At 34.9% G+C, this 522-nt stretch carries 1 protein-coding gene; it reads left to right on the plus strand.

The genetic code is table 11. The annotated features are described in order from the left end of the window. Positions 1 to 522, plus strand: a 522-nt coding sequence (locus ACM6HU_RS00040) for an IS4 family transposase (RefSeq protein ID WP_414847939.1), incomplete at both ends; no start/stop codon positions are given.

Below are 522 nucleotides of genomic sequence, written 5' to 3' on the forward strand. Positions count from 1 at the left end.
AACTTGGCCAAGAGACAGGTTTTGTAAAACGTAAAAGTAAGTATGGCGCACGAGATTTGGCTGCTTTATGTATTTGGATCAGTCAACATGTAGCAAGTAGTCCCCTTACTCGATTATGTAGTCAGCTTTATGCAAATACAACTACACTTATGAGTCCAGAAGGACTTAATCAACGTTTTAACCGATGTGCTGTTTTATTTCTACAGCGTGTATTTTCTCTTTTAATCAAAAGTAAACTAAACGATTCTTCTCAAATCTCAAACCAATACATTTCTTATTTTCAACGTATACGTATTTTAGATGCTACTATTTTTCAAGTACCCAACCATTTAGCTTCTATTTATCCTGGTTCAGGGGGATGTGCACAGACAGCTGGTATTAAGATTCAACTAGAGTATGATTTACATAGTGGGAAATTCCTCAATTTTCAAATGGAACCAGGTAAAAATAATGATAAAACCTTTGGTACAGAATGTTTGGATACCTTACGATCAGGAGATTTATGTATTCGAGATTTAGGAT

The organism is Bacillus sp. IT-79MI2 (assembly GCF_949768135.1).
Taxonomy (GTDB): domain Bacteria; phylum Bacillota; class Bacilli; order Bacillales; family Bacillaceae_G; genus Bacillus_A; species Bacillus_A pseudomycoides.